Raw genomic sequence first — 24178 nt, 5'->3', positions numbered from 1 at the left:
TTAGCGGCGGCGATCCCACCAGGTGCGCAACCCGGCGAAGAAATGAAAATAGCGGTTTTCGCGCTTGCCCATGCCGCGCTTGGGCGAAAACGATTCTTCGGCAAAGGCGCCGGTAATGCGTACCCGTGATGCCTGAGTCGGCAGCGTGCAGATTTTCGCATCGACCTGCTGCAGCGCATATTTGAGCAAGCGCTCGGAATGCAGCTTGCGACCGGTTGCCTTGCAGAATTCGAAAATACGCTCGACCCGTTTGCCGTACGCGACATACGTATCGCGTCCGCAAACCGCAAAACGGTCGTTCAAGCCGCCCCACCACTGCCAGTCCGGAATATAAGCGTTGTGCTTGCGAGCCTCAGGGTAAGCGAAGACATAGGCAGGCAATGCGCTGTGAAAGAAATTGTCCGGGCGCACGAACACAACGAAATCCGGATTGAACGGCTCGATCATGCTGGTCACGGTGTGCAATGAGTTGAGCTGAAAGATCAGATTGCGCAATGACGCAAAGTCATCTGCCCAGGTATCGCCTTGTGCCTTGACCTGTTCGAAATCCCAGCGCTCCAGCACACCCTCGGTCGAGGTGAGTGTGCCGGTCATCGATTCGAATGGCTGGTAGTTGTCCGCCTTCAGTTCGCCTTTCTCGCCGGATCGCGTGTTTTGCACCTCATCGATCTTGTACAGATGGTAGAAGCACTTTACATCGCTGCCCGCAGGCAACTGCGCCAGCACGTTCTGCTCGATGGAGGGGAAACAGATTTGCGAATTTCTCGGGATTCCGAAAAAAGCCACGGCAATTTTCAACACTCAACAGCACCTTTTGAAAGTAGTTCGGGCCTGCTGGCAACCGGATAGACGATATCGCTTACTTTGGCCGAAACAGCTTTTGCCACCAGCGACGGGGTTGCAGCGGCACCACGATGATGTCCGATTTCTGCAGCCAGTCACGCTCATAGTCCCAGGCATGGCCACCCCACAGCTTTCCTGCTTCGTTGGAAAAACCCAGGGTCATGAGCTGATAGGTATAACCGGCTTGAGCGCGCAACCAGTCGAACAACACCAGCGTGTTGAAACCGGTGGAAGGCCCGACGTAGCGCTTGCCACCCGGGCGATCAACCGGGTAGTTCCATAGTGGCGGCAATGGAATGCGATCCCAATACATGGCCACGCGTGGCAGTGGACACATCGGTGCGGCGCAGCCCACCAGCATGCTGAAACAACGTTCGCTCGCCTGTTCGAACATCTGCTGTACCGGCGGCGCGTAAGGCAGACCAAAAAAATACGCGTCCGGCGCGTTGTAGCCATGCACAAAGACATTGACGCTCTGCTTGTTGAGCAGCGCCGCTTTGATGCAGGTATTGAAGCTGACGACGACGTCATCGGCGCCAATGTTCAACGCCTGAAAGTCCGCCGCCGTGATGGCCGGGTTGTTGGCAATCAGCACCACCCGAGGCGCACGGCTCAGACAATCGAGAAGTTCTGTCGGTAAAGCACCCAGTACGGACTGATCACCCCCGGGCAGCGCATCCAGCGCCATGTGTTCGTCCTTCATTCAGACCGGCACCTTCATCCCGTAACGCAGCTTCACCCAGAAACGTGTGAGCGCAGAGGGCGGCTGCCATGGGCGCATCTCACGCTGGATTTCCGTGGCCAGTGCCTTACCGACCCGGGCAAAGGAATAGTGGCTTTGCGCGAATTCCTGGCCGTTGCGGGCAATGCGCTCTGCCAGTTCCGGATCGCTTTGCAGCAGCTTGATCTTTTCCACCGCCTCTTCTTCGCTGCGATAAAACACGGTGTTGTGCATGTCTTCAAAGCCGAGCAAGCGGTCTTCTTCGCCCTGACTCCAGGCCAGCAGCACACAGCCGCAGGCCATGGCCTCATAGTTCTTGATCATGAACTCGTTCATGCCGATGTCGGCGCTGACAAAAATCCTGATGCGATTGAGCGTCTGCAGGTATTCCTCGCCCGACCTGGTGCGGGTCACCAGCATACCGGTACGCTTGGAGAGCGATTCGAGCATGGCTTTGCGCTCGGCATACTCGGTGCTTTTCAGGCTGCCAAGAAAGCCGATGGGAATGTCCCGCTCAACGCCAGTGTTGTGCAGCATCTGTTCGTCATAACCCTTGGAGACGAACACCGTGTCGATACCTTCCGCCTGCATCTTGCGCGCGACAACAGCACCGGACACCAGCGCCCGACAACTCGGCAGACGCCGATAGAGCCGTGAATACACGCCACGGTACTTACTCGCGGGCATGTAGTTCTGGTACGCGTCGTGCTCGAGAAAGACCAGCCCGGGAATGCACTTGAGCACCTGCAGTTGCGTGGCCAGACGCTTGACACGGGAGAAAATCACCACGCGATCAAAGGTCTGGTAATCGACCGAGGCGAGAAATGACCCCAGATTCAACTGCTGCTGTTTGCTCAAACGATAGATGAAACATTCATCACAGTTCTGCTGCACGATGTCGTAGAGCCGGTCGAGAATGACCCGCTGCTCGTCCATCACCAGGAGCATGACTTTCATAGGCTAATTGACCACGCGATGTAGGCAGGCAAGCGCATCGGATTCAAAGCTGCCTACATCATCGGAAACGGTAAAATCCCCAAGGCAAAATCCGTTCACACGCAGTACACAACGATAAAAGTTCATCTGATCAACGACTGCGGATCTTCTCGACAATCGCAGTTGTCGAGCTGTTTTCCACAAGCCCCAAGACCTTCACGGTGCCGCCATATGCCGTGACGATATCTGCGCCGACCACCTGATCGATGCCGTAATCGCCCCCCTTGACCAGCACGTCCGGCTTGACCTCGCGCAGCAGGTTTTCCGGGGTGCCTTCAGGGAAACTGATCACCCAGTCCACCGCGCCGAGGCCGGCGAGAACGGCCATGCGCCGGTCAACACTGTTGATTGGTCGGCCCGGCCCTTTCAGGCGGCTTACCGATGCATCATCGTTGACCGCGACAATCAGACGATCGCCTTGTGCCCGTGCCTGTTCCAGGTAGGTCACATGCCCGGCATGCAGAATGTCGAAGCAGCCGTTGGTGAAGACGATCTTCTCGTTGTGCGCGCGGGCATCGGCCACGGCGAGCAACAATTGCTCCAGCCCCAGAACACCACGCTCGGAACCTTCTTCACGCTGGATGGCGCGACGCAGTTCCGGGGCACTGATGGCGGCTGTACCGAGTTTGCCAACCACGATGCCTGCTGCCAGGTTGGCCAGCGCAACGGCGTGGGGCAGGTCTTCACCAGCGGCAATCGCTGCGGCCAGAGTCGAAATCACGGTGTCACCGGCACCGGTGACATCGAATACTTCGCGGGCACGGGCCGGCAGATGCAGTGCCGGCTGGTCCGGACGCAGCAGGGTCATGCCGTGCTCGCCACGCGTTACCAGCAGCGCGCCGAGTTCGAGGTCGTGCATCAACGCAGCGCCCTTGCTCACCAGTTCATGCTCATCGACGCAACCGCCGACTATGGCTTCAAATTCGCTGAGGTTCGGGGTGATCAGGCTGGCGCCGCGATAAATCGAGAAATCCTTGCCCTTCGGGTCGGCCAGCACCGGAATGTTCTTCGCGCGGGCGGCCTGGATCAGCGCCTGATGGTTTTTCAGCGCACCTTTGCCGTAGTCGGAAAGTACCAGCACCTTGATGCCTTCCAACAGGTCGTCGACCTGCGAGCCAAGGGCCAGTGCATCGGTGGCAAACGGTTCTTCAAAGTCGATACGCAGCAGTTGCTGGTGCCGGCTCATGACCCGCAGCTTGACGATGGTTGGCTGGTGCGCAATGCGCTGGAACAGGGCGCGTACGCCCGCGCCTTTGAGACTGTTGCTCAGGCTGTCGGCAGCTTCGTCGTCGCCGGTCACACCGACCAGCGACGCCGGCGCACCCAGCGCGGCAATGTTCAAGGCAACGTTCGCGGCGCCACCTGGACGGTCTTCGATCTGCTCGACCTTAACGACCGGCACTGGCGCCTCAGGGGAAATCCGTGAGGTTCCGCCATGCCAGTAACGGTCGAGCATGACATCGCCGACTACCAAGACCGGGGCTTGATCGAAACGCGGCATGGACAACTTCATGGAGCAACCCACATACAAAATGAACAGGGGCGCGATATTAACACAGGGTAAAGCGCCGTCCGCCTCAATCTGAAAGGTCGCGTACCCAGAACAATTCGTGACGCCGGACCGCCTTGCGGAAAAACTCGTTACTGCCTGTTTCAGGCCAGCGACGACCCGCCAGGCCTTGCTGGATCCAGCGGCGCAATTGCCGCTTGAACGCCTGCCCACCCTGCAAATCGTGCTCCATGGCCAGCGCCATGGCTTTGTCCAGTTGCACGTCCGCCGACAACAGCGGACTCCACAGCCGATCCGCCGGCAACGGCTCGATCGCGGGCGGCAGTGCAATACCGGTACCGGCAGGGCCCATCGGCCAGCGATCGTTATCGTGCAGGTGATTGGCGTACATCAGCAGGGTTGCCGGTTTCCAGCTACTCAGCTTGATAGCCTCAAGCAGCGCTTGGGTAGACGCCACATGATCACTGTGGGGATCGAGTTCAGGGTGTGGCGTCACCACGACTTCCGGGCGATAGTGCTCAAGCAGCGCCGCCAGGTCGCCCAGAAGATTGTCCCAGCTCGGCCGTCCATCAACGTCGGCGGGCAAGGTCAACGGGTTGTGCCGGCGCACACTGCGCACGTCGCTCTCCTGCGATTCACGTGAGCCGAACGCCTGGCTGGGCTCTTCGGCCATCGACGGCAGTTGCAGGCAGTAATAACCCAACTGCACGCAGCGATCGGCAGGCACGCCCCCCCACAACGGGATCACCAGACTGTCCCAACTGCGCAAACGGCCCTTCAAGCGTGCCGCCGCAGCTTGATCAAGACCCAGGCACTGAAAGTCTTCGGCCTCGATTTCGCCTTGGGTCAGGGTCACGACACTGACGTCTTCACATCGGCTATAAAGGCCAAATGCAGCGAGTTCGGCATCGTCGGCATGGGGAGCGATGACCATCACCCGCTGGCGGCTGTAGTCAGGATTGGCCATGACCCACAACACTCCCGTTGCAGCTGGCGTGCAATACCGGCCACGCAGTGCCAGAGCACCTTGCGCCAGTGCATGGTCCTGACCAGACAGATTGAGGAAACGCCGGCCATTGACCCCGCGTTCGAAGTCCTGCCGATCATTGCCCACTTCAACATAGGGGTCGAACCAGCGCCCCAGCCAAGTGGACTTCACTTCAATCTCAAGCAGTAATGTCTCGCCCTGCGCCAGCGGCTCGCTCAGGCGCAGAACGCCGCCCTCAAGGCTCACGACCTGCCGCGCGGTTTGTGCTGGAAAGTTGTACTGGTAGTCGTCAGAAGGGCGATAGAACAGATGATCGGCAAACCAGGCCTCATGGGCGACCCAGGCCAGCACCAGTAATGCCGGCACCAGCCACCAGGCGATCAGGAAGCCGATCAACAACAGCACCACCATGAAGGCGATCAGGAACAGACGCTTGTTGCGCCGATGGGCCTTGAGAAGCTGTTGCTTGCGAGCGCTCATGGATTCAGACCTTGTAGACCGGCACCGTGTGGCACCAGCGATCCTTGTACTCACGGTCGGCACGACCGAATGAATAGCGCAGAGGCTTGCCCAGCGCTTGCGCGTGCGCCCAGGCCTCTTGGGTATTGACGAAACTCAGCACACTGCCAGGACTGAACTCGCGGCTCTGCGGATCGACGCCACCGTTGATGTATTCCAGCGAAACCCATTGCGGGGCTTCGACGCGGTACAGCACCTGAATGGCCACGGGCGCGGAATCAAGCATTGCCACGGAACCGGTCATGAACTCGCGCAGCAAGGTAAAGACTTCAACCAGCCCCGACTTGCCCGGCACCTCAAAACCCCAGCGACGCTGAAACAGATCACCGTAAGCGGCAGCTTGCTCCTGCGGGGTAAAGTCGGACATCGGCACCAGCGATCCGCCCGCCTCTTCCAGCAGGCGCTGCTCGCGACGCTGGTTGTAGCGGAACTTCTTCGAATACTCTTCCGGCAACCGCGCCAACGCCAAACCCTCAGGTTGCGGCTTCAACGTGCTGATCTGCTCGGCATTGAGCTGAGACACATACGCCATGCGCTGGCGCACGGGCACGACGACTTCGGGAGCGATCGGCAGAATGATTTCCGCATTGCCCATATCGAGCAATCCGCGTTTGCCCTCACGCTTGAGCACTTCCTTGGACAAGGCGACATGCCGCCCCCAGCAAGGAATGGCGGCCAGTACATCACCGCCAACGATCCAGCCCAGGTAGCGCAACTCGATGCCCAGGAATGTCGACAAGCGCTCGACGACTTGCGGATGCGTGGCAAAACTGCCGCCGAAACGCTGCCAGGCCCGGGCGTAGCTGTCGCGGTCGATTTCAGTCCAGCCACGCTCGCGAAAGCTGCGAAACATTCTCAGCATACGTTGGTCACGTGCGCCGGTTGTGGCTCGTCACCCTCTTCGAACTCTTTGGCGTGCAAACGCGCGTAATAGCCGTTTTGCTCGAGCAATTGCGCGTGAGAGCCGCGCTCGACGATTCGACCTTCGTCCATGACCAGAATCAGGTCGGCCTTTTCGATGGTGCTCAAACGGTGAGCGATCACCAGGGTCGTGCGGTTTTTTACCACATGATCCAGTGCAGCCTGAATATGTCGCTCCGACTCGGTATCGAGAGCAGAAGTGGCCTCGTCGAGAATCAGCAGCGGCGCATCCTTGAGCAGCGCTCGCGCGATGGCGATGCGCTGGCGCTGGCCGCCGGACAGCAGCACGCCGTTTTCGCCGACCATGGTTTCATAGCCTTGCGGCATCTTGATGATGAACTCGTCGGCATAGGCCTCTGTAGCCGCGCGCTTTACTTCTTCGAACGGCGCGCCGGCCAGATCGCCGTAAGCGATGTTGTTGGTCACCGTATCGTTGAACAGCGTGACCTGCTGGGTCACCAGAGCAATCTGCCGACGCAGGCTGCGCAGGGTGAAGTCCTGCACCTGCACGCCATCGAGCAGGATCTGGCCCTGAGCATGATCATGTTGGTAAAAACGCGGAATCAGGCTGGCCAGGGTCGACTTGCCGCTGCCCGAGCGGCCAACCAGAGCGACCATCTGCCCCGGTTCGACGACGAAGCTGATGTCGTTGAGCACCGCTTTGTCGGTGTCGGGATAGTGGAAGCTCAAATTGCGCACTTCCAGACGACCTTCGAGACGATCCTGCTCAACCGTGCCCTGATCCACTTCCGCCGGCTCATCCAGCTGCTCGAAAATACTTTCGGCACCGGCCACGCCTTTCTGGATGGTCGAACTGACTTCCGACAATTGACGGATCGGCTTGGGCAGCAGGCCTGCCATGGTGATGTAAGCCACCAGATCGCCCGGCGATGCGTCGCCGCGCAGATACAGCACGAGGAACATGACCACGGCCATGGCGCTGTACGTCACCAGTTGCAGCATCGGCGTGTAAACGGCGCCGGTCTTGGTCATCGTCAACTGCTTGTCGGTGTTGCTCTGGCTGGCATCGCGAAAGCGATCCCTTTCGTACTGCTCGCCGCCGAAGCTGCGCACAACGCGATAGCCATGAATGGTCTCGGACGCGACGTGCGTGACATTACCCATCGAGACCTGGATCTTCTTGCTTTGCTTGCGGAATTTCTTGCTGGTGCTGTTCACCATCAAACCGATCAACGGCAGGATCGCGACCATCACCAGTGTGAGTTTCCAGTTCATCCACAGCAGCGTGCAGAACAGGAAAATCACGGTCATGCCTTCACGGATGACGACTTTGATGGCATCCGTCGCAGCACCGGTAACCATGGTCACGTTGAAAGTGATGCGGGAAATCAGGTGGCCGGAATTGTTCTTGTCGAAGAAGCGATTGGGCAACTCGAGCAACTTGTTGAACAGCACTACCCGCAGGTCGTGCACCAACCCCAGCGAAACCCGCGCCAGGAAGAAGTTGCCCAGGTACGAGCCCACACCCTGCCACAGTGCAATGAATACGATCATCAGCGGCACGGTTTCGAGCAACTGCAGCTTGCCCAGATAAGGGTTGCCCGGGAACAGACTGGCTTCAGGATTGGCCAGACCGTCGACAAAGTACTTGAGGATGTAGGCGAGCATCGGTTGAGTCGATGCGAAAATCAGAAACCCGACGATGCTGAGAAGGAAAAGGCCGGCATAAGGCCGCACGTAAGCCAAAAGGCGGAAATAGATCGCCAGCGTGGACTGGGCTTTCGGTTCAGGACTGCTCATGGTGATCCGCGCAATTCAGTGAGGCGCCGATGATATCACACGCGTTTTTGCCCCGATAAACATGACTTCGAACCAGCCTTCGGCCAAGTCGGTTAAGATACCCCGCTAATGATGGGGAGCCGGATATGCAATCGATTGATCACAGCACTTACGAGGCACTGCGCAAGGGTGCACACGTACTGGAGGCCGACGGTTCCGGCGACAAAGTGCTCAGATTGGCCGATGGACGCATGCTCAAACTGTTCCGCCGCAAGCGGCTGCTCAGTTCGGCACTGTTCTACCCCTATGCACAACGCTTTGCCGACAATACCCGGGCACTCGAGCAACGCGGCATCCTCTGCCCGAAAGTCATTGCGGTCTATCGTATTCCGAGCATCGAACGTGACTGCGTGTATTACAGCCCGCTGGAAGGCAATACGGTGCGTCAGTTGCAGAGTTCTGGCGATGAGGCTGACTCATTGCGATTCCAGCTGGGCGGGTACTTCGCGCTGCTGCACGAAAAAGGCGTGTACTTTCGATCGCTGCATTTCGGCAACGTGGTGCTGACGCCGGACCACCATTTGGGCCTGATCGATATCGCCGACCTGCGCTGCCAGAAACGCGCACTCAGTGACAGCAAACGCCTGCGCAACTTCGCTCACTTGCTGCGTTACCAGGAAGACCGTCAATGGCTGCTGGGCCAGGATGCCGGCGACACGTTTATCGAAGGTTATCGGCAGGCGCTGCCGAGCAACCGGCAAGCGCCGCTGATCTCGCGCCTGCGCCCGCTGCTCGGTTAGATCTCAGCGACCGATGACCACCACGGTGGCCCCTTTGCGATTGGCGAAATGCTCGATGATGCGCAGCTTGTGCGCCACCAGCCACTCATTCAGCCATGGCTCGTCACCCTTGGCCTCGATGAGGAAGTACTGATAGTCGCCCGCGTGCGCTGCCGACATCGCTTCCTCTGCGGTCAGTATCGGCATCACGTAGCCGCGACCGGCGTAATAGCTGATCCGCCCATCCTCGAAATAGGTCTTCGCCCCTGGCTCGACATGGGCCGACATCCAGCGGCCGGCCTCGACGTAATGCGTTTTGCCGGCTCCGGTGGAAATGACATTTGACAGCATCACCAGCAACCCCAGAACCACCAGCCATTTGCCGCAACGCGGGAACTCGCGAACGAACGCTGCCAGCCCCATGGCCAGCACGGGCACGAACAACAGATTCAGAAAGCTCAGATAACGCGTATTCATGAACTGTTGCTTGATGAAAAACAGCACCAGTACCACCAGATACAACACGGCCGCCCAGGCAAACGGACGATAATCACGCCAGTAAGTACCGAGAACTCCCCAGTTGCGCCGCAGAAGGAAAGGCACCGCGAAAGGTCCCATCAACTTCACGAAACTGATGGTCATGGTCGCCAGAATACCGAAGAAAATGATCCGGCCAGATTCATCCTGGGAGTACTTGTTGATCAGTGAATTGGCAAATTGATCGCACAACAGCTGGAAGGAAGCAAACACGCTGTGCGGCGCAATCATGTCCAGATACAGCATCACCCGCGCCGACATCAGCGCGCCCGACACCGAAACGGCCAGCAGCCCCAGAAACGGCAGCAGCGAAAACTGTACGAATTGCATCCGTCGGTTCGACGACCACAGGCTGGGCAACTGCCACAGCGCCAACGCCGGCACCAGCAGCAAGGCTTCCAACCGGAACAAGGCCGCCGCAACGATCGCCAAATGAATGAATGCCGCCCGCAGCCAGCCGCCACGGGCTTGCCAGCGCAGCGCGAGCCAGAGCGTCAGTGTGCAGAAGAACCAGAAACCGCACTCGCGAATGATGTCGTTGCGAAAGGCGTTCACCGCCGGCATTGCCAGTACCACAAGGCAGGCCCAACTGGCGAGATGTGCAGACCGCTGACGAACGCAATCCACCATCAATGCGCTGGTGCCGGCAAAAAAGAGACCGCACCAGAGATAGGCACTCAGTTCGAGCGGCAAATGCAGGACCGTGTGCGTACCGGCCAGAAGAAAGGAAAACCATGGCCAGTCGAAAGTGGCCCAAGCCACATCTGGCCCGTGTTCGGTGACCTGTTGCGCAATATCAATGTACAGCGCGGCATCACGCCCCACTGTCGCGGTGCCCAGGACAGCTATCAGTGACAGCAGCACACTGCCCAAAAACGCCAGAAAAACCGGGTATTCGTCGATGATTCTGGAGACTTGAGCCCCTACCTTGCCGCCCGTACCTTTCACCCAGCCACCTCATCGACACTCGTTACAAGGTACGCACACATCAGCGCGACCCGCTTACCGAAACAGCAACCTCAACGCCTTGCGCGTGTATGACCAACGCGAAAACGTCCGCCAGTCTGCGCGCAAGGCCTGAAAATAGAATGACTTGGCCAGCTTGTACTCGCCATGGGAATAACAGTCACGAAACAACGACAAGCAGCGCTGCGCCAGAAAGGCCTGGCGCAAATCACTCATTTCGTCGGGCATTCGTCGACTGGAAAAGACTTCGCTGACGACCTGCTCCGTACCAGCGGCAAGGCTTTGGCGCAAATCATGGCGCATGCTGTCGGCATGTTTGTAGATCAGCGCCAAAGGCTTGTCCAGAACGGTACAGGGATAGCGCGCCAGCACTTGGGCAAACACTGGCAAATCCTCGACGTTGCGCAAATGTTCCGGGTAATTGCCCAGAACGAACACATCACGATGCATCGCGCAGGCACCGTTTGAAATCGATACCGTCTTGCTCAACAGGTAGCCCTGCAAGCGCTGCCGCGGCGTCAGAGGCAACGGCTTGGCTGCCTGCAAGCTGCGTCGCCCGTCAGCGAACACCGACCAGTGTGCACCGATCACCATCAGGCTGTGCGGATGACTGGCAATATGCTCAGAAAGCGCAGCCAGTGCGCCGGGAGCCATTTCGTCATCGGAGTCGAGGAATACCAGATACTGCCCGGTCGTCTCCTCAAGCCCACGATTGCGCACCGACGACAATCCGCCATTGGCTTTGCGCAGCGCGCGAAAACGCCTGCCATGCTTGAGCAGGAGTTTTTCGACCACCTCAGGCGTATCGTCCGTCGACCCATCGTCGATGACCAGCAGATCCGCCGTCGTTTCATCCAACTGCGCCAACACCGACTCCACTGCACGTGGCAGGGTTCGCGCATAGTTGTAAACCGGAATGACGACGCTGATCAGTGTTTCAGTCAAGTTCGTATCCTTTTACACCCTCTTTTACGACCAGAATATCTTCCATGATCAGGTATTCCAGGTCAGAACCGAAAAACATGTTCAGCGCGTCGGTTGGCGAGCAGATCATCGGTTCGCCACGACGGTTGAGCGAGGTGTTCAGCGATACGCCGTTGCCGGTCAGGTTTTCCAGCGCCTTCATCATGTCGTAATAGCGCGGGTTGTATTCACGCTTGAGCACCTGGGCACGAGAGGTGCCATCTTCGTGGACAACTTCCGGTACGCGGGTCTTCCACTCTTCCGCCACTTCGAAGGTGAAGGTCATGAACGGTGCCGGGTGATCGATCTTGATCATCTGTGGCGCAACGGTGTCGAGCATCGACGGGCAGAAAGGCCTCCAGCGCTCGCGGAACTTGATCTGGTGGTTGATGCGGTCAGCCACGCCAGCCACGCTCGGGCAACCGATGATCGAACGACCACCCAATGCACGCGGGCCGAACTCCATGCGCCCCTGGAACCAGGCCACCGGGTTGCCATCGACCATGATTTTGGCGATCTGCTCAGGCATGTTGTCGAGCTTGCGCCAGGTCGGCTTGCTCTCGTGACGCGCGCAGGCGGCAATCACGTCTTCGTTGCTGTACGACGGGCCGAGGTAGACGTGTTCCATCTTCTCGACCGGCACGCCACGTGCGTGCGACACGTAGGCAGCGGCGCCGACCGCAGTGCCGGCATCGCCGGATGCCGGTTGCACGAACAGCTCTTTGATGTCGTCGCGAGCGATGATTTTCTGGTTCAGTTTGACGTTCAACGCACAGCCACCGGCGAATGCCAGCTTACCGGTTTCCTTGAGCACGTCGCCCAGGTAGTGGTCGATCATCTGCAATGCCAGTTTCTCGAACAGTGCTTGCATGCTCGCGGCGTAATGGATGTACGGTTCGTCAGCGATGTCGCCTTCGCGCTTCGGACCCAGCCATTCGATCAGCTTCGGCGAGAAGTAGAAGCCTTTGCCCTTCTCTTTGTAGCGACGCAGGCCGATGACATTGGCGTAGTCGGTGTTGATCACCAGCTCACCATTCTCGAACGAGGCCAGACGCGAAAAGTCATACTTGCTGGCGTCGCCGTACGGCGCCATGCCCATGACCTTGAACTCACCGTCGAGCATCTCGAAACCGAGGAACTCGGTGATCGCGCCGTACAGGCCGCCGAGGGAGTCCGGATCGAAGAATTCCTTGATCTTGTGAATCTTGCCGTTTTCGCCGTAGCCGAAGAAAGTCGTGGCGTACTCACCCTTGCCGTCGATACCGAGGATCGCGGTTTTTTCTTTAAAACCGGAGCAGTGGTAAGCGCTGGAGGCGTGAGCGAGGTGATGCTCGACCGGTTCGATCTTGATCTTTTTCGGATCGAAACCCAGTTGTTCAAGGCACCAGACGATCTTGTTGCGATAGCGCTTGTAGCGACGGTTGCCCATCAGGATCGCATCAAGGGCACGATCCGGTGCATACCAGTAACGCTTGGCGTAGTGCCAGCGCGCCTTGCCGAACAGGCTGATCGGGGCAAATGGAATCGCAACCACGTCAACATCGGACGGCTTGATGCCGGCCTGTTCAAGACAGAACTTCGCCGATTCGTAGGGCATGCGGTTCTTTGCATGCTTATCACGTACGAAACGCTCTTCTTCAGCCGCCGCCACCAGCTTGCCGTCGATGTACAAGGCTGCTGAAGGGTCATGGCTAAGGGCGCCGGACAGGCCAAGAATCGTCAATGCCACAGGGGTCTAGCCTCTTTAGTCTGCGTGCAGGCGCGATGCGCCTTGAATATTGATGTGCCCTCGCACAGGGCGAGTGACAGCTAAAGGGCGGGATTATAGCGTAAACGAGTGGGGAATTACCCTGCGCGATTGCCCCAGGGTGAATGGTTTGGAGAAACCTTGCCCTGTGCCTCAATAACCGCCCTTGCGCCAGTAAATACCAAGGTTGCCGTCGGTGACCTGACGATAAACCGTATAGGGCAGCGCTACTGTATCGAATACACCGGACAATGGCAGGTCCAGCAGCACGAATGGCACGAGAAACCCGCTGGGATCAGGAGGCGCATTCAATACGCAGAAATCAAAGGCCAGACCGCTGTAAATCCGCGGAATGGATTGGCAGTAGGTTTTTTGCTTGCGCATGTCCCGCGCCACGTCGGCATCGTCCTGCAAGACGGTCATCACACTGCCACAGCCAGCCAGAACCCATGAAAATACGCTTAGCGTCACAGCCTGTTTGATCGTCAAAATTCGCCCTCCAAGGTCGTTGGGCAAATTAGCATCGGGGCTGAACGGCGCACAGTTCATGGCTTCTGGAGAGGCTGTAGGACAAGTCGCTGAATCTTGTCCTCCACTGCTGCAGTTATTTGACTCAGGCCGCGCTGGAAATGTCTCTCGGCAAACGCTGATCAATAATCTGATACAGCACGCTGCTTTCAGGCCAGTTGCGCATGAATCGCGCACGGTCTCGGGCATAGGCCGGAGCGAAACTGCCGATAGATCCATGCTGACACATCGAATCCAGGTCGATCAGCGCCCAGCGATCCTGCTGCCAGAACAGGTTGTGTCCCTTGAAGTCGCCATGGCTGATGCGCTCGTCAATCAAGCGCGCGAACAACTGGTCCAGCGCCTGCAACTCCGCTTCCGGCGCATCGCCATGTTCCACATACGGCGCAAAGCGCTCGATGATGTCCGGCCCCGGCAGGAACTCGGTTACCAGATACGCACGACTGCGCAGCCACAAAAAGCGCTTTTCCAGCACCGCCAGCGGTTTGGGCGTGGCGATACCAAGGAACGCCAGGCGATTGCCTTCGCGCCACGAATGCCAGGCCCGACTCGGCCGCCAGAAACGCTTGAGCCAATGCGCAAAGCCCTTGATGTTGTAGCGCTTGATCACCAGCGTGCGCTCACCGGCCTGAACCTTGCCGACGCTTGCCGCACCACCGGTCTTGTACAAATGGCCCTGATCGAGCAACGCATCGGCCTGCTCCAGCACCGGCACCATGGCTGATTCTTCTTCGCGACGGATCGCGCGCAGAGCGAACGCCCCACGCTGCACACTGAACAGCGTGCACTCGCGACCGACCTTGATCAGAAAGTCTTTCAAACGCCAGCGGCGCACTTTGTCGATCTGTTTCTGCAAGGCTTCCAGCGGCAACGCGTGCTCGCTGTTGCTCAACAGGTAATACACCAAAAGCTCTTCGGTAAAAGGCTCCAGCGTTTTGGGCAACTGGGCGAAAAACACCCCGAGGTTTTCCAGGACTTTTTGTCGCGACAGCGGCTGGCCGGCGGTCTCGGCACAAATACCGGCACCGTCGATCAAGTACAACTGGCCGCCGTGGCGCAGCAGATTGTCCAGATGCAGGTCTTCCTGCCACAGTCCCTTGCCGTGCAACCGGGCAATGGCGCCCAACGCCTCGGCCAACACCGCCGATTGCTCGTCGGCCAGTACCGGCAGCATCTCGACTTTCGCCCAGGCATCACCAAGACTTTCGGCACCTTCAAGGTAATCGAACAGCAGCCAGCCGCCCTCGCCATTCTTCAAACCATCGGCCAGCAGCAACGGCGTCGTCATGCCTTGCGCAGCCAGCAAGCGCACACCTTCCAGCTCACGCTGAAAGTGCCGGGCTGCCTTGCCGCCAACGAGCAATTTGGCCAGCACCGGACGGCCGCGCCAGACACCGGCGCCAACGTAACGCTGCCCCGGCAGGACTCGCAGCAGACTCAGCAACTGCAGATCCGCACTCCCGGCGGCATCAGCCAGAGTCACTGTCAGCGGCAGTTGCGGGGCTCGCCCGACAGTGGCCAGCTCGGACAATTGCATCAACGCGTCTCCTTGTGACTGCGGCGCGCGGTCAACCGGCCGAGCCAGCTGTCGAGCAGCGTGCTATCGGTCGACTGATCGAGATAAGCCGCCAGCAACTCACGCAGTTGCGCCTCGTTCCATTCCGGTGCGCGACGTTGCAGCGGCTCCAGATCCTTGATCCGGTCGCGCATGCCGAACAACAGAGGCCGGGTTTTTTCCAGGTCGATCAATTGCGCCTGATACCCGTCACCGGTTGCCCGCAGAAAAATATGCTTGGGATAGAAGCAGCCGTGCACCTGACGCACACCGTGCAGATGCCGAGCCAGCAATCCACAAGCCTTGAGGATGGCTGAATGCTGTGCAGCACTGAGTTGCGCCCAACGCTGCAACAGCGACTCCAGATCATTCCAGCCATCGAGTGCCCGGGTCAGCAGGATCGCGCGGACTTCGCCGTCGACCTTGCGCTCACCGAAGAACGCCGCTTGCAGCGCCGGTATGCCAAGTTTGCGATAACGGCTGATGTTGCGAAACTCACGAGCAAAACTCGGTTCGCCGAAAGGTGCATGCAAGGTACGCGTCAGGTAGTTGCTCTGACGTTTGAGGTAATAGCCCTGCCCTTCCAGGTCCAGACGGAAGACGCTGCTCCAGCCGCCACGGGCGGTATTGGGCTCGTCCACAGCTTCAAGCTGCTTGGCCCACAGTGCGTCGAAAGTGCCGAGCCCGTGGCGCTCAAGCAGTGCGCGGTCTTCCGCAGCGAGAAAATCAGTCATTCGCGTCCCTCGAAAAATCTCACCACGTGCCGAATCCGTTTCTTGTCGGCGCTATCAAGCCGATCGCACTGGCGGTATTGCTTGTAGAAGCGCAGGCGTTGGGTATTGGACAGGTGGTATTTGGCGAGTTTATCGAGACAGGCCAGATCCTTGGTGATCCGATACTTGAGCCAGAAGCCGCGCCAGAACTCGCCGTTAGGGCAATCGATCAGAAATATCCGCGCCTGGTCATCGATCAACAGGTTGCGCCATTTCAGATCGTTATGGGTAAATCGGTGATCATGCATCGTCCGGGTATAACCGGCCAGTTGCCGACTGACAGCGTCGACCCAGGCGCCATCCTTGAGCTTCGGATCCTTGCGCTCGGCGAGCGCCGAGAGGTCTTCGGTGTGCGGCAGTTCGCGGGTGATCATCGCGCCACGGTCATACGCCGCACCCCGACGCTCCAGGCCCCAAGCCACCACTTCAGCGGTAGGAATGCCCCACTTGGCGAAACGCTTGAGGTTCTGCCATTCCATTTTTACGCGCGGTTTGCCGAGGTAACGACGCAAGCCTTTACCGGCACCGACATAGCGTTTGACGTAATAGTTGACGCCGTTACGCTGCACGCGGATGACTTCGGACAGCGGGTCGCGGGTCAGGCGTTCGCCTTGCAATGCGAATACGGCCTGGAGACTGCCAAAATCCTCGGCGAGCTCGCTGTATTGCGGCTCAAGCGTCCAACCCGCCATCAGAGCGCATCCCCGTAACGCTGCTTACGCGCATAGAGTTTGTTGGCCTTGCCTTCCAGCCAGCTCAGCAGCGGCGCTTCTTCCGCCAGGATCTGGCGCAGCGGTTGCTGGAAATAGCCCTTGAGGAAACGCAGTTTGTCGCGACGGGTCAGGCCGATATCCAGTGCGGAAAAGTACAGCGCCGCCAGATCCTTGTTGCGCCAGCGCTGAGTAATCTTCGCACGGGTCTGGGCACGGTGCAGGTCGATCACCGACAGTTTGAAATCTTCCGGCATCACCGGTTTATCGGTGTGCAGCAGGAAGTGGCAGATGTAACAGTCGCGGTGATTGACGCCAGCGCGGTGCATCATGCCGGTCATGCGCGCGACTTCAGCGATCAGCGCGCGCTTGAGTTTCGGCTCGGGCGGCTGCTTGATCCAGTCGATGCTGAAGTCTTCGAGGCTGATGGTCGGCGCCAGTTCTTCGGTGACGATGAACGAATGCTGATCCGCCGGGTTGCTGCCCTTCTCGCCGTAGGCAACAGCGGTCATGGTCGGCACGCCGACTTCTTGCAGACGCTGGATGGCTTGCCATTCCTGACCCGCGCCGAGTACCGGCAGCTTGGCGGTCAGCAGGTTTTTGAAGATTTCGCCCCAGCCGATGCCACGGTGGATCTTCACGAAAAATCCGTTGCCGTCGACTTCCGTGCGCAGTGTCCGGCGGGCTTCCAGCTCGCGGTATACCTCGCCCTGCAAGCCCTCGACTTCGGCGAACGGGTCGCGCCCGGCCCAAAGGCTTTTGAACGGTTCAGCCAGCATCAACTTCATTAAGCGTGCTCCGCCAGAATCACATCGGCCGCATGCTGCGGCATGCTGTAGAGGTCGGCCATTTCGGCGAAGGCCAGACCATTGCGGCTCCAGGCCGCGCGTGCACCGTCGTCATGCAACATTTCAGTCAGGTACTGCGTCAGTTGCGCTTGATCGAACGGCTCGTCCAGCACTCGCCCGGCGTCCGCCTCGGCAATGTAATGGGCGTAACCGCAGACCGCGCTGACCAGCACCGGCAAACCAGCGACCAGCGCTTCGAGCAATACGGTGCCGGTGTTTTCGTTGTACGCCGGGTGGATCAACAGATCGGCACCGAGCAGGAAACGCGGAATATCGCTGCGGCCCTTGAGGAACGTCACATTGTCGCCCAGACCTAAAGTTGCACTCTGCATCTGGAACAATTTGGGGTCATCCTGGCCGATTACAAACAGCCGGGTGCGTTTCTTCAGTTCGGCGGGCAAGGCGGCCAGCGCTTTCAGGCTGCGATCAACGCCCTTGGTCTTGAAGCCGGAACCGATCTGCACCAGCAGCAGTTCGTCGTCCTTCAGATTGAATTCGGCGCGGAAAGCGGCGCGGATTTCGTCAGCATCTGCCGGACGGCGGCGATCCTGAGCGATGCCCGGCGGCAGCAAGTGGAAGCGCTCGAGCGGCGTGTCGTAATGCTTGATGAACAGCGGCTGCTGCACTTCGGAAATCATCAGCACTTCGGTCTTCGCGTCTTTGGCGAACACCGCGCGCTCGTACTCGGCGAAGTGGCGATAGCGGCCCCAGCGACGGTACAGCGAGTGGCGCAGGTTCTGCGCCTTGTCTTCGAAGCAGCCGTCGGCGGCGTAATAAACGTCCAGCCCCGGCATCTTGTTGAAACCGATCAGGCGATCCACCGGGCGCTTGGCCAGATCCGCTTCCATCCACGCACTGAGCTTTTCGTTGCGACGGTGATTGAAGAACGCTTTGACCGGCGCCACCAGCACTTCGAAACCGGGCGGCACGTCGCCTTCCCAGATCAACGTGTAAACGCGGATCTGGTGACCGCGCTTCTGACATTCGAGGGCGATGCGCATGAAGTCGCGCTGCAAGCCACCGAACGGGAAATATTTGTACAGGACGAATGCCAATTGCATCAGCGCAGCTCCTCAGCCATTAACAACGTGCTCAGTCGGCTGGCGACACGCTCGGGGTTCAGTCGCGTGAAGCACAGCGGCTGTTCACGCTTCAGGTCAAACTGACGGGCATCCTGCGCGGTCGGTTGATAGGTACATTTCTTTTGCAGGCACGGCGCGCACGGGAAGTCGCTGGCCAGGTGAATCTGCAATTTGCCGTAGGCTCCGGTCAGGCCCGGGTTGGTCGGGCCGAACAGCGAGATGGTCGGCACATCCAGCGCGGCGGCCAAGTGGCCGAGACCGGTGTCCACAGCCACGCACGCTTGCGCCCCGGCGAGGACTTTGCCGACGCCGGCCAGATTGAGTTTCGGCAGGACTTCGGCGTGCTTGAAGCCGGCGGAGATACGTTCAGCGCGAGCCTTTTCCTGCGGGTTGCCCCACGGCAGCTTGACGCCGACGCCGAGGTAACCGACGCGTTCGGTCAGTTCACGCCAGTAACTTTCCGGCCAGTGTTTGGTGTCCCACGTAGTGCCGTGCAGGAACACCACAAAAGCATTTTTGCGCGGCAACTCGACCAGACGTTCGACATTGAGGCCGTAATCACCGAGGCCTTTGGGCAGGTCGTATCCAAGGGCGATGGCGAACAGTTGGCGAACGCGCTCGACGGCGTGTTGACCACGGGCCACGGCCAGTTTGCGATGGTAAAAATGCGCGGCCATCGGCTCGCGGGCCGAACCTTTATCGAGACCGGCCACTGGCGCTTTGACGTAACGGGTCAGCCAGGCACTTTTCAGCAGGCCTTGGGCGTCGATCACCAAGTCGTATTTGTTGGCGCGCACGCTTTGCTTGAAGCGTTTCCACTCGCCGCTGGTGATGGTTTTCCAGATGTTCTTGCGCCAGCGGCGGATCGCCACCGGAATCACTTTGTCGACGGCTGGGTGCCAGGTCGGGATCTCGGCAAAGCCTTCTTCCACGACCCAGTCGAATTTGATTCCGGGAATGGCCCGGGCGGCGTCGGTCAGCGCCGGCAACGCATGAATCACGTCGCCCAGCGATGAAGTCTTGATCAGCAGTACCCGCAACTTAATGAACCTCGACCACGGAGCCCTGCAATTTCTGCAACGCATCGTTGACCGCGTCCGGCATCAGCTGGCGCAGGCAGTTGTAATGGCCGAAGCGGCAGGTACGATCGAAACACGGGCTGCAATCGAGGCCCAGACGGACCACTTCGACGTGTTCGGCCAGCGGCGGGGTAAAGCCCGGAGAGGTCGAGCCATAGACCGCGACCAATGGGCGGTTCAACGCGGCAGCGACGTGCATCAGGCCGGAATCGTTGGAGACCACCGAGTCGGCGCAGGACATCAGGTCGATGGCCTCGGCCAGCGAGGTGCCGCCGCTGAGGTTGACCGATTCTTCTCGCAGGCCCGGGATCAGCCGTGCGCGAATGTCTTCACCGACCGAGTGATCGTTTTTCGACCCGAACAACCAGACCTGCCAGCCTTCGCGAATGCGTGCTTCTGCGACTTTGGCGTAGTGCTCGGAAGGCCAGCGCTTCGACTCGCCGAACTCGGCGCCGGGGCACAGGGCCAACACCGGACGGTCGAGGCTCAGACCGAACTTCGCCAGCGCCGCTTCGCGGGTCACCGGGTCAATTTGCAGGCTTGGGCGTGGATACGGTTTCGGTAATTCGGCGTTTGCTTCATAAGCCAACGCCATGAAGCGCTCGATCATCAACGGATAGCGTTCTTTGTCGAGGGTGCGCACATCGTTGAGCAGACCGTAGCGGAATTCGCCGCGCCAGCCGGTGCGTTTCGCGATGCCAGCGAAAAACGGCACCAGCGCCGATTTCAGCGAGTTCGGCAGCAGGATCGCCTGGTCGTACTGACCACGCAGGGACTTGCCGATGCGCCGACGCGTCGCCAATTCCAGCGCGCCGTGGCCGAGCGGGAAGCTCAAGGCCTTGCGCACTTCAGGCATGCGCTCAAGGATCGGCCGGCTCCACTCGGGGGCCAGCACGTCGATTTCGCATTGCGGGTGGCGCTGCTTGAGACACTGAAACAGTGTCTGCGCCATCACCATGTCACCGACCCAACTGGGCCCAACGATCAGAATATTCATGTGGTTTCCATAAACGAACCGGGGAGGCATTTACGCCTCCCCGCCTCGATAATCACTGTGGGAACACCGGCGGCTTGCGATGGGTCATTACCTTCAACATGACTGTCGACTGTTACTCCGCTATCGCGAGCAGGCTCGCTCCCACATGGTTTGCATCTGTTCACATATCTGCGACTCAGCGCAGATCACTGTGGGAGCGAGCCTGCTCGCGAAGGGGTCGTTACATTCGACATTGTTGTCGTCTGATACTCCGCTATCGCGAGCAGGCTCACTCCTACAGGGTTTTGCATTCGTCCACACATCTGTGTTTCAGCTTAGCCCCATCTCTTTCCATATCCGCAAAACCTGCCGTCTTTCTTCGACAAACTGATCGCCCGATATCACCCCGGCGTCCTTCTGCAAGGCCTGCCGGTGGGCGGCGGAGCGGTAGGCTTTGTAGGCCTCGCGCAACAGGCTGGCATCTTCGGCCGGCATCAGCCCTTCGTGTTCCAGCTCTTCCAGAATGCGGATGTTATCGGTCCAGCGCAGCAGTGGCGGGTGGCTTTGCGACCACGCCAGAGCCGCGTATTGCACCATAAATTCAATATCGACGATACCACCGGCGTCCTGCTTGAGGTCGAACGGCGCCGTGGCGTCGAAGGCATTTGCCGCTGTACCGGCTGCGGTGCTCTTGGTGCCGAGATTGTCGCGCATCTTCGCGCGCATCTCGCTGACTTCCTGTTGCAGCTTGGTCAGATCACGTGCCTTGCCCAAAACCTGCGCGCGAACTTTCTCGAACGCCTGGCCGACATCCTGACTGCCGACCAGCACTCGCGCACGCACCAAGGCCTGATGCTCCCACGTCCAGGCTTCATTTTCCTGATAACGGGCGAAAGCGCCGAGGGAACTGACCAGCAGCCCCGAGGCACCGGATGGCCGCAGACGCATATCGACCTCGTAGAGCTGACCGGAGTTGGTCTGCGCCGTCAGCAAGTGAATGATCCGTTGCCCGAGCCGCGTGAAGAACTGCGCGCCATCGATCGACTTCGGCCCATCGGTTTCCGCCTGCGGATCGCCGTCGTGGATGAACACCAGATCCAGATCGGAACCATGCCCCAGTTCCAGACCGCCGACTTTGCCATAACCGACAATGATGAAGCCCGGATCGCACAAGGTGCCGTCGGTGCGCAACGGCGTGCCGTATTTGGCCACGGTCTGGCGCCAGGCCAGGGCCAGCACTTGCTCAAGAATCGCCTCGGCCAGCCAGGTCAGGTAATCGCTGACTTTCATCAGCGGCAGGCTGCCGGCGATTTCGGACGCCGCCACGCGCAAGCGGTGCGCCAGTTTGAAATGGCGCAGGGCTTCCATTTGTTGCTCAAGGTCGTCTTCGGGAATCCGCGTCAGGCGCTCGCGCAACTCGGCAGCCAGCTCCGGCGCCAAGGGCGGCTTGAACAGTCGGCCTTCGTTCAACAACTCATCGAGCAGCAGCGGGAAGCGAGTGATCTGCTCGGCAATCCACGGGCTCGCCGCGCACAGCGTCAGCAGGCGGCGCAAGGCACTGGGGTTTTCCGTCAGCAACACCAGATAAGCCGAACGCCGGGCCACCGCTTCAACCAGCGGCAATACCCGCTCAAGCACCAGATCCGGATTGGCGTGTTCAACTGCCTGCGCGAGCAAACGCGGAATAAAGGCATCGAGACGCTCACGCCCCAACCGCTGCATCGCCCGCAATTGCGGACTGCTGCGCAAACCGGCCAGTGCTTTCAGGGCTTTACTCGCATCGGCAAAACCGCCTTCCTCCAACTGACGGCAGGCCGCTTCTTCGTCCTGCGCCTCTTCCCACAGCGGCAGCCATTCACCGCCGACCACCACTTCATTTTCGGCGCCTTCATCCTCATCGGGATCGGCGATCACCTGAGCGAAGTGCCAAGCGACGCGACCGCGCCAGAACATCAGTTTTTCATGGAAAGAATTCCAATCGGCAAAGCCGAGCATGAAGGCAATGCGCGCTTGATCCTGCGCGCCATCCGGCAGCATCTGGGTCTGGCGGTCGGCAATCGCCTGAATCGCGTGCTCGGTGTAACGCAGAAATTCGTAACCATCACGCAGCTCGCTGATCACCGCGGGCGGTAGATAACCCTGCCCCTCCAGCGTGCTCAACACCTTTAATAGAGGACGCTGCTGCAGGCTCAAGTCGCGACCGCCGTGAATCAACTGAAAAGCCTGAGCAATAAATTCGACCTCGCGGATACCGCCGGAGCCGAGCTTGATGTTGTCGGCCATGCCCTTGCGCCGGACTTCCTGCTGGATCAACTGCTTCATGGTGCGCAGCGCTTCGATCGCCGAAAAGTCCAGGTAACGCCGGTAAACGAACGGGCGCAGCATGTCGAGCAACTGCGCGCCCGCGACCTGATCGCCGGCCACCACCCGCGCCTTGATCATCGCGTAGCGTTCCCAGTCACGGCCCTGATCCTGGTAATACTGCTCCAGCGCATTGAAGCTCAGCACCAGCGCGCCGGACGAACCGTACGGGCGCAGGCGCATGTCAACGCGGAACACAAAGCCATCGACCGTCATCGGATCGAGCGCCTTGATCAGGCGCTGGCCGAGGCGAATGAAGAATTCCTGATTATCCAGCGAGCGCTTCACGCCCACCGTTTCACCACCCTCGGGGTAAGCAAAGATCAGGTCGATGTCCGAAGACAGGTTCAACTCGACCGCGCCTAGCTTGCCCATGCCGAGGATGACCATTTGCTGTGGCTCACCGCTGCGGCGGCCGGTTGGCGTGCCGAATTGTTCGCAATGGCGGCTGTACAACCATTGATACGCCTGGTCGATGGTCGCGTCGGCCATGTCCGAAAGATCGCGGCAGGTCTGCACCAGATCGGCCTGCCGGGTGAGATCGCGCCAGATGATCCGCACTTGATGGCGAGAGCGCTGACGACGCAGGGCGCGACCGAGTTCATCTTCGTTCTGGGCAGCGTTCACTGCGGCGGCAATCTGCGCACACAATTCACCCGGCGCGAAAGCCCGGTCGAGTTCGCCAGACTGCGCCAGCGCGAGCAACATCAAAGGGTCACGAACGCTCTGTTCAATGACAAACTCGCTAGCGGCGGTGACGCGGGCGAACTGCGCCCAGCGCTCTGGGGTCCAGCTCGCGAAGCCGTGATCGTCTTCCAGCGCGGCGACGGCCGTACGGAACGACTGCTCGGATCGAGTGACCAACGGCAGGAGAATGGCGGGCAGTTCGGCAAGCACGGGCAGGGTCATGGTCTATCCTTGATCGGCGTGTAAATGGCCGCTTGTAGTGATTGGTGAAAAGCCGCTACCCGGAGGACTGTCGAACAAAAGTTAGAAATAGCTGAAATTTCTTTCTCTTTGGCAGCGAACATCAAAG

The 24178-nt window shown here is 59.4% G+C and carries 20 protein-coding genes; 1 reads left to right on the top strand and 19 read right to left on the bottom strand.

Annotated elements, in window-relative coordinates; genetic code table 11:
• From U6037_RS02365 to msbA, 7 genes are all read right to left on the bottom strand, one after another.
• Positions 1–801 carry a hypothetical protein gene (locus U6037_RS02365; protein WP_322845678.1) on the bottom strand — a complete coding sequence of 267 codons (801 nt, stop codon included), beginning with the start codon at positions 799–801 and terminating at the stop codon, positions 1–3.
• 58 nt (positions 802–859) lie between these two features.
• Complete coding sequence (locus tag U6037_RS02360; RefSeq protein WP_322845677.1) at positions 860–1546, bottom strand: hypothetical protein; 687 nt, start codon at positions 1544–1546, stop codon at positions 860–862.
• On the bottom strand, positions 1547–2521 hold the full coding sequence (locus U6037_RS02355) for a glycosyltransferase (RefSeq protein ID WP_322845676.1): 975 nt from the start codon (positions 2519–2521) through the stop codon (positions 1547–1549).
• Between the two features lie 130 nt (positions 2522–2651).
• Positions 2652–4073, bottom strand: coding sequence for a bifunctional D-glycero-beta-D-manno-heptose-7-phosphate kinase/D-glycero-beta-D-manno-heptose 1-phosphate adenylyltransferase HldE (hldE, locus tag U6037_RS02350; RefSeq protein ID WP_093430139.1), 1422 nt, complete (start codon positions 4071–4073; stop codon positions 2652–2654).
• 64 nt (positions 4074–4137) lie between these two features.
• The gene (locus tag U6037_RS02345; RefSeq protein ID WP_322845675.1) at positions 4138–5538 is read right to left on the bottom strand and encodes a PIG-L deacetylase family protein; all 1401 of its coding nucleotides are present in this window, start codon (positions 5536–5538) and stop codon (positions 4138–4140) included.
• A 4-nt stretch (positions 5539–5542) separates the two neighbouring features.
• Positions 5543–6439 carry a GNAT family N-acetyltransferase gene (locus U6037_RS02340; RefSeq protein ID WP_322845674.1) on the bottom strand — a complete coding sequence of 299 codons (897 nt, stop codon included), beginning with the start codon at positions 6437–6439 and terminating at the stop codon, positions 5543–5545.
• The gene (gene msbA, locus U6037_RS02335) at positions 6433–8259 is read right to left on the bottom strand and encodes a lipid A export permease/ATP-binding protein MsbA (protein ID WP_322845673.1); all 1827 of its coding nucleotides are present in this window, start codon (positions 8257–8259) and stop codon (positions 6433–6435) included. The genes U6037_RS02340 and msbA overlap by 7 nt, the downstream gene beginning before the upstream one ends.
• A 125-nt stretch (positions 8260–8384) precedes the next feature.
• Here msbA and U6037_RS02330 point away from each other — a divergent pair, with 125 nt between their 5' ends.
• Positions 8385–9038 carry a toluene tolerance protein gene (locus U6037_RS02330; protein WP_322845672.1) on the top strand — a complete coding sequence of 218 codons (654 nt, stop codon included), beginning with the start codon at positions 8385–8387 and terminating at the stop codon, positions 9036–9038.
• A gap of 3 nt (positions 9039–9041) precedes the next feature.
• On the opposite strand, the gene U6037_RS02325 is transcribed toward U6037_RS02330, so the two are convergent.
• The 12 genes from U6037_RS02325 to glnE all read right to left on the bottom strand — a co-directional run bounded on the left by U6037_RS02325 (position 9042) and on the right by glnE (position 24051).
• Entirely contained in the window at positions 9042–10502 is a 1461-nt protein-coding gene (locus U6037_RS02325; RefSeq protein ID WP_322845671.1) for a hypothetical protein, read from the bottom strand.
• Positions 10503–10556: 54 nt separating this feature from the next.
• Positions 10557–11465, bottom strand: coding sequence for a glycosyltransferase family A protein (locus tag U6037_RS02320; RefSeq protein WP_322845670.1), 909 nt, complete (start codon positions 11463–11465; stop codon positions 10557–10559).
• Positions 11458–13212, bottom strand: coding sequence for a carbamoyltransferase (locus tag U6037_RS02315; protein WP_077570529.1), 1755 nt, complete (start codon positions 13210–13212; stop codon positions 11458–11460). The genes U6037_RS02320 and U6037_RS02315 overlap by 8 nt, the downstream gene beginning before the upstream one ends.
• 171 nt (positions 13213–13383) lie before the next feature.
• Entirely contained in the window at positions 13384–13719 is a 336-nt protein-coding gene (locus U6037_RS02310) for a YceK/YidQ family lipoprotein (RefSeq protein WP_322845669.1), read from the bottom strand.
• 124 nt (positions 13720–13843) lie between these two features.
• On the bottom strand, positions 13844–15295 hold the full coding sequence (locus tag U6037_RS02305; protein WP_322845668.1) for a lipopolysaccharide kinase InaA family protein: 1452 nt from the start codon (positions 15293–15295) through the stop codon (positions 13844–13846).
• On the bottom strand, positions 15295–16047 hold the full coding sequence (locus U6037_RS02300) for a lipopolysaccharide kinase InaA family protein (RefSeq protein WP_322845667.1): 753 nt from the start codon (positions 16045–16047) through the stop codon (positions 15295–15297). The genes U6037_RS02305 and U6037_RS02300 overlap by 1 nt, the downstream gene beginning before the upstream one ends.
• Complete coding sequence (locus U6037_RS02295) at positions 16044–16778, bottom strand: lipopolysaccharide kinase InaA family protein (RefSeq protein ID WP_322845666.1); 735 nt, start codon at positions 16776–16778, stop codon at positions 16044–16046. The genes U6037_RS02300 and U6037_RS02295 overlap by 4 nt, the downstream gene beginning before the upstream one ends.
• A complete protein-coding gene (gene rfaP / locus U6037_RS02290; RefSeq protein ID WP_322845665.1) occupies positions 16778–17584 on the bottom strand; it encodes a lipopolysaccharide core heptose(I) kinase RfaP in 807 nt (268 codons plus the stop codon). Before rfaP ends, U6037_RS02295 begins: the two co-directional genes overlap by 1 nt.
• On the bottom strand, positions 17584–18705 hold the full coding sequence (locus U6037_RS02285; RefSeq protein WP_322845664.1) for a glycosyltransferase family 4 protein: 1122 nt from the start codon (positions 18703–18705) through the stop codon (positions 17584–17586). The genes rfaP and U6037_RS02285 overlap by 1 nt, the downstream gene beginning before the upstream one ends.
• Positions 18705–19766, bottom strand: a complete 1062-nt coding sequence (gene waaC / locus U6037_RS02280; protein WP_322845663.1) for a lipopolysaccharide heptosyltransferase I — start codon at positions 19764–19766, stop codon at positions 18705–18707. The genes U6037_RS02285 and waaC overlap by 1 nt, the downstream gene beginning before the upstream one ends.
• Before the next feature lies 1 nt (position 19767).
• Complete coding sequence (gene waaF, locus U6037_RS02275; protein WP_322845662.1) at positions 19768–20802, bottom strand: lipopolysaccharide heptosyltransferase II; 1035 nt, start codon at positions 20800–20802, stop codon at positions 19768–19770.
• Positions 20803–21111: 309 nt separating this feature from the next.
• On the bottom strand, positions 21112–24051 hold the full coding sequence (glnE, locus tag U6037_RS02270; RefSeq protein ID WP_322845661.1) for a bifunctional [glutamate--ammonia ligase]-adenylyl-L-tyrosine phosphorylase/[glutamate--ammonia-ligase] adenylyltransferase: 2940 nt from the start codon (positions 24049–24051) through the stop codon (positions 21112–21114).
• Between the last annotated feature and the right edge of the window lie 127 nt (positions 24052–24178).

The sequence above is a fragment of the Pseudomonas sp. B33.4 genome (assembly GCF_034555375.1).
Classification (GTDB): Bacteria; Pseudomonadota; Gammaproteobacteria; order Pseudomonadales; family Pseudomonadaceae; genus Aquipseudomonas.
Note: the sequence above shows the minus strand (reverse complement) of the source record. Positions and strands in the feature narration are given on the sequence as shown.

Excerpts from the sequence above, each read along its gene's own strand:
- U6037_RS02360 (WP_322845677.1), bottom strand. The coding sequence starts at position 1,546 with ATGAAGGACGAACACATGGCGCTGGATGCGCTGCCCGGGGGTGATCAG.
- U6037_RS02355 (WP_322845676.1), bottom strand. The coding sequence starts at position 2,521 with ATGAAAGTCATGCTCCTGGTGATGGACGAGCAGCGGGTCATTCTCGAC.
- hldE (WP_093430139.1), bottom strand. The coding sequence starts at position 4,073 with ATGAAGTTGTCCATGCCGCGTTTCGATCAAGCCCCGGTCTTGGTAGTC.
- U6037_RS02345 (WP_322845675.1), bottom strand. The coding sequence starts at position 5,538 with ATGAGCGCTCGCAAGCAACAGCTTCTCAAGGCCCATCGGCGCAACAAG.
- U6037_RS02340 (WP_322845674.1), bottom strand. The coding sequence starts at position 6,439 with ATGCTGAGAATGTTTCGCAGCTTTCGCGAGCGTGGCTGGACTGAAATC.
- msbA (WP_322845673.1), bottom strand. The coding sequence starts at position 8,259 with ATGAGCAGTCCTGAACCGAAAGCCCAGTCCACGCTGGCGATCTATTTC.
- U6037_RS02330 (WP_322845672.1), top strand. The coding sequence starts at position 8,385 with ATGCAATCGATTGATCACAGCACTTACGAGGCACTGCGCAAGGGTGCA.
- U6037_RS02305 (WP_322845668.1), bottom strand. The coding sequence starts at position 15,295 with ATGCAATTGTCCGAGCTGGCCACTGTCGGGCGAGCCCCGCAACTGCCG.
- U6037_RS02300 (WP_322845667.1), bottom strand. The coding sequence starts at position 16,047 with ATGACTGATTTTCTCGCTGCGGAAGACCGCGCACTGCTTGAGCGCCAC.
- U6037_RS02295 (WP_322845666.1), bottom strand. The coding sequence starts at position 16,778 with ATGGCGGGTTGGACGCTTGAGCCGCAATACAGCGAGCTCGCCGAGGAT.
- rfaP (WP_322845665.1), bottom strand. The coding sequence starts at position 17,584 with ATGAAGTTGATGCTGGCTGAACCGTTCAAAAGCCTTTGGGCCGGGCGC.
- U6037_RS02285 (WP_322845664.1), bottom strand. The coding sequence starts at position 18,705 with ATGCAATTGGCATTCGTCCTGTACAAATATTTCCCGTTCGGTGGCTTG.
- waaF (WP_322845662.1), bottom strand. The coding sequence starts at position 20,802 with ATGAATATTCTGATCGTTGGGCCCAGTTGGGTCGGTGACATGGTGATG.
- glnE (WP_322845661.1), bottom strand. The coding sequence starts at position 24,051 with ATGACCCTGCCCGTGCTTGCCGAACTGCCCGCCATTCTCCTGCCGTTG.